Below are 7,656 nucleotides of genomic sequence, written 5' to 3'. Positions count from 1 at the left end.
AGGCCCGCGCGCTCGATCAGCTGGAACCAGCCATCGCGCGGGCCATCGACGCCATCACTCCCCAAAACGCGCAGGCTTTCTTCCGGCACTGCGGTTACGGAGTACAGTAATTATGAAAATGCTCTAGGAGCGCCACGAAGGTAGATCCAATAATTGCCCTTTCGTCCGAGTGACGGAAATCAGGGTTATTTGCGCACTCGGATGACGAGAACAGTCTAAACCGCTCATTAATGGCAGATTGTGCGTGATTGTCGGGATAACTCCGGACAAACGCCCAAGTCAATGGCGATCCTTTACAAACGATAGGTCATGAGATTCCAGTCGCCATGCCGACATTTCAGTATCGATCTCGGTTTGTGTCAGAAGTAGAAACCTTTTTCGATGACTTGCAAATGATGCCAAGTGAAATGTCCGGCGCCGACGGATGATTCCATTGAGCAGAGTTACCTGAGGCTCGGGCGCCGGCATGGGCGATGGATCAAACTGGTTTTTGAGGTTGCTGTCAAAGTCCGGATTTGGCGGAGAACTTGCGTCCCCGGCTAAAGCGCACCTGGATGCTTTCCCCCTTATGCGGGAGTCAGATTCCCGCTTCCATCCAATGTGACTTCCCCAGCAACCTCTATCTGGCTTCACTGCGGTCATTGTGGCTGTACCAGCTGGTCATCCGGAACCGGGCGGCAACGGATGCCCCGCCGCTCGCAGTTGCGCAGCACCTGCTGCTCCGTGCCGATCTGCGTTTCACCGCGCACGCCGGTGTCGGTGTTTTCCATCACGGTCACGCCGCGCAGCGCGCATTGCCCGCGCCGGAATTGTCCGAGCACGAATTACCTTCCCCGTAGCCGTCTGACCAAGGCGTGCCTGCATCGTACGAAATCTGCGCAGCCTAAAGCAGCGGATGAGGATTTCCTGAATCGATGGAAGAATGCGGACCCGGATATCCCCGTCTTGCAGGAAGCTAAAGCAGAGTATCGAAAGCAATGGGCGCCTCTGATGGCACAACATTGAATACTGGACAGGCACGAAAGAACGCGTGAACGGCAGACGCTCCGGCGATGCTCCCAGGAGCAATTGGATCCTGAATTCGTCGCGGAAGCTATTGGTGAAGAGCCGGTTATACAGCTCGGGCGTCAACACCGCCATGTCCGAACCCGTCGGTTGCAACCGCATCGGCAGCGCTTCCAGCCCACCGATGATGAGGAATGAGAACGCCGTGACCAGGTAGCGAATGCCGAGTGTCTCGTGATCGACGGTGGCAAACCACCCGTCCCGTGGTGATGTGAGTCACATGCCATCGTGCCTTCGTTCAAAGAGAATGTGCGCTGTTGGGGAGCCAACTCGATGGGCACGATGACGGTATCTGAAACGAAAACCATGTTCACCCTTCCGGGCGATGCGGTGCGGCAGATTCAATGGCGATTCGCTAATCGTTTTGACCTGCAAATGCTTGTGCAGTCTGCGCGCGACGTAGCGCGTGGACCCGTGGCGCGGCTGGTGGCGGCGGGCGAACGAAACACGCACGAATGGACCGCGGCGAAGAACGGAATGATGGATGCGTTTGACGCTGCCGGCATCACCACCGCTTTTATGGAACCCGAGGACGGCGGCTTCATTTTCGGACCCAAGAATCTTGCTTTCGGTCTCGCGGCCTTCGAACTGGCGTGGGTGGATGCCGGCGCGGCAACCGCGAACCTGGCTGGATTTCTCGCTCTCGCCCCCATCCACGAGCGTGGAACGCCGGATCAGGTTGCTCACTACAAAAAGTTGGCCGCGCCTCCCCAACCGGGAGAGGATCGCAAAGCCTGGCGCGGAGCATTCGCACTGACCGAGCCGATCCCCTACGTGGGCGTCGATACCGGCATGTTGAACGGCAAACTTCGCGTTGCGGAGTGGAAAGAGGGTGAAGAGCCCTGGTTGCAGGTAAGCAAGCGTGGACGGTTCATTACCGGCATCGGGTTCGCCAACTTCGTCACCGCGGCGGTGAACTCCGCCGACGAGCGGATCAAGGGAAGTTGCATGGTGATCCTGGAGGAAGGCGACGAGGGTACATTCGACCGCGGAACAGCTACCAAAAAACTTGTGCACCAGCTCTCCTCAACAGGTGATCCGGTTTTCGACTTGCGGGTGCCGGCGAGCCGCATCGTAGGCGGATATACGGTGAAGGACGGCGTGCTTGTGCCCAATTTCAACCATAGCGAGATCATCGAAGCCGTCTTTCGGCGCACGCGAGTCCCGGTCGGCCTGATGACCGCGGCAAAGCTACTATCGGCGGTCGAACCGGTGATTCGCTACCAGCGTCATCGCTTCCGCGGTGCCGATGGCGCAACGCCAGGCTCGGTGCGCTACGAGCAAGGCATTCAGCAGCGCGAAGACGCGCTGCACCGCCTCGTGGATGTGTGGGCCACCGGCGAGGCCGCAGCATCCTTGGGCTTCGCCGCGGCGCGATTGTTTGATCTGCTCGATCCCCTGGAAAAGCAGAAAACGGCGCTGCTGAAAGAGCGTGGAGTCCAGGGCGGTCGCGCGGAGATGAAGGCGCTCAAACAGAGCGAGCGGCGCGCTCTCGAACTTCTGTCGCTGAAGGACGACGACCCGCTGCGCGCCGAACTTGAAGCTGATCCGTTGGTCCAGTACGTTCTGATGGATGCTGAGGCCAATGTTTTGTGTCCGGCGACCAAGCTCTGGAACACGGGACACGGCGCCAACGTGATGCGTGAAGCGGTAAGTCTGATGGGAGGATACGGCATCACCGAAGACTGTCCGGGCTTTCTGGCGAACAAATGGATGGATGCACAACTCGAAGCGACTTATGAAGGGCCCGAGGCGGTGCAGCGGCGCCAACTCACGGTAACCATGACCAGCGAGGTCTTCCTTGCGCAGTTCAGCGCGTGGTCAAAGGAAATGCGGAAAATTGCATCGTCCCGACCCGGCACGGGCGCGTGCATTCTTGCTTCGGCGATGAACTTGTGGGCATGGTCGCTGAACTATCTGCAAAAGACAGCAGACCCGTCGGGCAACAAGCTCTATCACGGCCAGCGTCAGGGTGTGACATTTGCCCTGGCCGATGCACTGTGTTGGCTCGTCGCATCGCGTTGGCAGATTCTCGACGTGCTCGAGTTGGAGAAACACGGAGCAGAGAATGCTGAGGCAACCGAAGGATTGGCCGGGACCGTGCAATTCCTGAGCGACCTGTGCCACACGCAAGCCGCCCGAGCAGCGGGCGAAGTTTCGCGCATCTGCGCCGAGCTGGTCTTTGGTTACACGCGGCATCCCGCGTGGGACGAGACCGAGCACAAAAGCTGCTTCCTCGCGAGCGAACTTGAAGACCTCGAAGGAACCATGCCGGGAATCATGGCGATGGGCCTGGATGTGCTGGCAGAAGACGGCAGCCATCCGCAAAAGGCCGGACCGTGCGCCGGCTGCGCAGGATCGGCCGAGTTCCTGCGGCTGCAAAGCAGACTGACCATGTGCTTGACCGGCTCGCGGCTGGCGAAAGATCGCGCGGCCGACACTGTAAGCAAAGTAATGATTCCCGAAGCGCTCGATTATCCGGCGACAGGGCCTGCATGAGTCTCACGGAGCCAGTCGGGGCCGACAGACAGACGATGGAAGTGGACATCGCCTGTATCGGATTTGGCCCGGCGATGGGCGGATTTCTGACCACGCTGACGCAGGCGTGGAACTTGTCTCCTGGCGATCCGGCTTTCGAAAGCAGAATCGCTCCGGGCATGCCATTGCAGGTGCACTGCTACGAGCGCGCCGACGATCTCTCGGCCGGCGTGAGTGGGGTTGTGACACGCGCGAAGGGAATTCGCGCAAGCTTTCCCTCACTCGATCCGACCCAGATCCCCATGGCCACGGACGTAAAGAAAGAGCGCGTCTTTTACCTGCTCGATCCCATTGGAGCAGCCAGGCGCTCAAGTACATTGCGTGTGGCTGATTTCTTTCTTCGCCTTTGCGGAAAGCTGTTCGTAAAGGATGATGCATTCGAACTTCCCTGGACGCCGGCATTCCTGCACAAACGTGGTGGCCTTGTATTTTCTATCGGACAGTTCAACCAATGGGTTGCCTCCCAGCTGATGGCGAGCGGACTGGTGCAGATCTGGCCGGGAAGCCCGGTGAGTCGTCCGATCTTCGCTGATGAGTCGGGCGCCGGTAAGCGAGCGGTTATTGGAATTCGTCTTGCCGATCAGGGTGTGGACCCTCACGGAATGCCAACCGAAGGCTTTATGCCCGGTCTCGATGTGCGCGCGCGCTTGACCGTAGTGGGTGACGGGCCGGTAGGCCAGATCGGGAGAGCGCTCAATCAAAGCGAAAACGAACTGAATGGCCGCGATTGGGCGCTGGGCATGAAGATGGTCATCGAGCTACCTGAAGACTCGACGCTCGAGCCGGGCACGGTCTGGCACACTTTCGGATTTCCGGAGCCGGAGATCTTCGGATTTATGTACGTGCATCCGGATCGACTTGTCTCCGTCGGCATCTTCGTGCCTTCGTGGCTTGGCGATCCGACGCGCACGGGATACAGATATTTGCAGCATTACATCCAGCATCCGGTCCTGTGGAAGTACCTGAAAGGCGGGACACTGCGCTCCTGGGGCGCAAAGTCACTCGAGGAATCCGGAAGACGCGGCGAACCATTCCTCACCGGCGATGGGTTTGCACGTATCGGGGAAGGCTCTGGCTCAACGAACATGCTCACCGGCTCGGGCGTCGATGAAGCCTGGACCACCGGAGTGCAATTAGGCGAGGCGGTGCTTGAGCTGCTGCGCGACAAACTTCCCTTCATAGGGGAAAACCTTGCCAACACCTACGAAAAACGGCGTCGTGCAAGCTGGGTGGAACGCGAAGCACGCGAAGCCGAACACGCCCGTGATGGATTTCACACCGGATTTGTCCACGGCTTGGTTGGGATGGCGCTAGCCGGGTTGACTGGCGGTCGCTTTTCGCTAAAGTCAGACATTCCGCCGGCTTCAAAGCAGATCCGCCCCTTCTCTGCGCAGAAGGGAGCAGATCTGAACCTCCAAGAAATCGCGGCGCGCGCCTCCGATGAGGGCCGCTCCTTTCACGATGTGTTGCTAACGGCGCGCGGCTGGCCGGAGATTGCCTTCGACGGACGGCTCTTAGTCACACAACAGGATGCACTCTTGATGGGCGGCAAGGTCCGGGCGATGCCCGGCTTCGCCGATCATGTTCGATTTCTCGATCCGGAACTGTGCAGGTCCTGCATTGAGAAATCCTGCATCGCGATGTGTTCCGGTCAGGCCATCACCTTGGGTGCCGATGGTGCGCCTGCATTCGAGCGTGAAAAGTGTGTGCACTGCGGCGCTTGTCTATGGAACTGCGCGCATTCGCCCAATGGCAAAACCAGCAACATTGAATTTTCTGCCGGTGCCGGAGGGTTGCATTCGGCCGAAAACTGACCGCAAGTTGTCGCGAAAAAGGAAAGTCCGGCAGTGCGTTGCGGACACACGCCATTTTGAGAAGGAGTTGTATGCCTGATTCATTTCATATCGTTGTCTGCGCAGGAATGGTACCCGATCCATTGCAAACACTTGAACCAACAAGCGGGCCGAACGGACCCGGCGTCAAGAACGAAATGCTTCTTCCTGCGGTCCTCGACCCGTGGGCCGCTAGCGCGCTCTATGAAGCCGCTAGTCTGGCAGCGAAGCGCCCCGGCAGCAAGATTTGGCTGGTTTCGCTCGGTCCCAAAGCAAAGCTGCAGCAGTTGATGATGACCATAGCGCAGAAGGCGAGCTTCGAGCTGGTGCCCATCGACGGACCGATTGGTGGCTTCACCGATGCGCATGCAACCGCTGCCACAGTCGCCGATGCGATCGCTGCAATCCCCGGACTCGATCGCACAAAACTCCTCCTCTTCGGTGGCTGGGAGTCTGCATCGCGAGGCGCGGGAATCACGCTGCAAATTGTGGGCGAACGACTGGGCATCACGGATCAGTTTCAAGGCGTGGATAGGATCGATCCGCACGACGACGGCTCATTCGAAGTGCTGGAGCGCGTCGAAGGCGGCAAGCACCAGCTTTCGATTTGTGCGGGAACTCCCGCGGTACTGGGCTGGGCAACGGGCAGCCTCGGCGAACCACGCAACAACCCGCAAGTCGGCATGGCAAACATGCGCACCATCATGCCGGCCCTCCAGAAAGCAAAGCCGGCAACGCTTGAAACCAACAGCCTGCGCTACGTCTCCGTTAGTCTCCCCAGCCAGCAACGCATAACGCGCGTGGTGAAGGACCTGACGGCAGACCAGATCGCACGTGAGCTGGTCGAGTGGATAGGAGCGGAGTGATGGAATCGATTTTGGTTTTGACCCACAGCGATGAGGCTGGCAAGCAACCGAGCAAAGGCTCGCTCGAAGCCGTGTCTGTCGGCAGAGAATTGGCTGCGCAGCTCGGTGCGAAGTTGACCATCGGCATCGTTTGCAGGAATTCAGAAGTCGTCGCCCGGTACCTGGCGTCTGTAGAAGCACGATTGCTCGCTGTCGCGGGCGAGGAGTTCGCGCAACCGCGCTACGCAAGCGACGCGGCTGCGTGCGAAGCAATTTGCCGCGCCGCGCAGCCTACGATCGTTGTGGCGCCTCACAGTTCACGCTTCGCGCGAATGATGCCCGCCGTCGCGCATCGCATGCACGGCTGCATTGAGACGCACGTCACGGCAATTGGCGTGGCCGACAAGATCGAGGCAACGCGATGGTTTTATCGCCAGCGGATGGAAGCTGTCGTGACACGCGAATCGCGTCCATGGTTTCTCCTGCTCGATGCCAGAACTCACGCTGCATTCATCGGCGAGGTCGCCCCGGTCCAGGTCGAACAAATACCGGTCGAGCTACCCGCATTGCGCACAAACGTGTTAGGAAATCGCGCGCCGGAGCAACGTGGGATCTTAACCGGAACATTCAGCGAAGAAAGTTCACGCGGCTCTGGAACGATCCGGCCTGATGCCAAGCTCTTGTTCGTAGCCGGAGCGGGGTGGACCAAGAAGCAGCCTGACGGAAAGGTTCATGCCGTTGAGGCGGGAGAACTGATCCTGCAATTCCTGCGCGCTTCAGGTGCATCCCTGGGTAGTTCAAAGTCGCTTGTCGATCAGGGCAATGAAGGAATCCCCGTTCTTACGTTTCTCACGCACCTCAATCAAGTGGGCCAAACCGGTTCGACCCCAAGACATGCGAAAGGGCTGGCCACGTGCTGCCATGGCGAAGAACCTCATGTCGTGGGCTGGCGTTTCATCGGCGAACGGCGTGCCATCAGCATTGACCCCAACTGCGGTTGGACACGCGGAAAGGCCGATGTCGTTTACGTGGCCGATGCATTCCAGGTCGTGGAGCGCTTGAACTCGCTTCTGAAATCGCGAATTCCTCTCGCCATTCCAGACGGAACTTCCTAATCCCTCCGCTTCGATGAACGTATCCAGCCAAAGGCCGTGTAGTCTCTTCCGGATCGAGGCGCATCGCTCGTCAGGCCATGGAGAAGGGGAACATCTTCATCGAGCCGTACTCATCCGATTGGTTGATCGGTCGGTCTCGAGAATCTCTTCGAACGGTGAGCACCGAAGCACAATCTCGCAGCAATTATGGAGCCACCGGAAATGATCGCTCCGTTAAATGCCAAGAAGAGCCTTCTTCCCCGCGGAGGGGATACCTTGACT

Annotated in this window: 5 protein-coding genes; 4 read left to right on the top strand and 1 reads right to left on the bottom strand. The window is 59.0% G+C overall.

Annotated elements, in window-relative coordinates; all coding sequences use genetic code 11:
• Positions 1–638: 638 nt before the first annotated feature.
• A complete protein-coding gene (locus WCA10_RS26545; RefSeq protein WP_472825575.1) occupies positions 639–821 on the bottom strand; it encodes a hypothetical protein in 183 nt (60 codons plus the stop codon).
• Positions 822–1,338: 517 nt separating this feature from the next.
• Here WCA10_RS26545 and WCA10_RS26540 point away from each other — a divergent pair.
• From WCA10_RS26540 to WCA10_RS26525, 4 genes are all read left to right on the top strand, one after another.
• Positions 1,339–3,564, top strand: coding sequence for an acyl-CoA dehydrogenase family protein (locus WCA10_RS26540; protein ID WP_472825574.1), 2,226 nt, complete (start codon positions 1,339–1,341; stop codon positions 3,562–3,564).
• The gene (locus tag WCA10_RS26535) at positions 3,561–5,417 is read left to right on the top strand and encodes a hypothetical protein (protein ID WP_472825573.1); all 1,857 of its coding nucleotides are present in this window, start codon (positions 3,561–3,563) and stop codon (positions 5,415–5,417) included. Before WCA10_RS26540 ends, WCA10_RS26535 begins: the two co-directional genes overlap by 4 nt.
• 71 nt (positions 5,418–5,488) lie before the next feature.
• Complete coding sequence (locus tag WCA10_RS26530) at positions 5,489–6,301, top strand: hypothetical protein (protein WP_472825572.1); 813 nt, start codon at positions 5,489–5,491, stop codon at positions 6,299–6,301.
• Positions 6,301–7,395 carry an electron transfer flavoprotein subunit alpha/FixB family protein gene (locus tag WCA10_RS26525; protein WP_472825571.1) on the top strand — a complete coding sequence of 365 codons (1,095 nt, stop codon included), beginning with the start codon at positions 6,301–6,303 and terminating at the stop codon, positions 7,393–7,395. Before WCA10_RS26530 ends, WCA10_RS26525 begins: the two co-directional genes overlap by 1 nt.
• The last annotated feature ends 261 nt before the right edge of the window (positions 7,396–7,656 follow it).

The sequence above is a fragment of the Occallatibacter sp. genome (assembly GCF_049582745.1).
GTDB lineage: Bacteria > Acidobacteriota > Terriglobia > Terriglobales > Acidobacteriaceae > Telmatobacter.
Note: the sequence above shows the minus strand (reverse complement) of the source record. Positions and strands in the feature narration are given on the sequence as shown.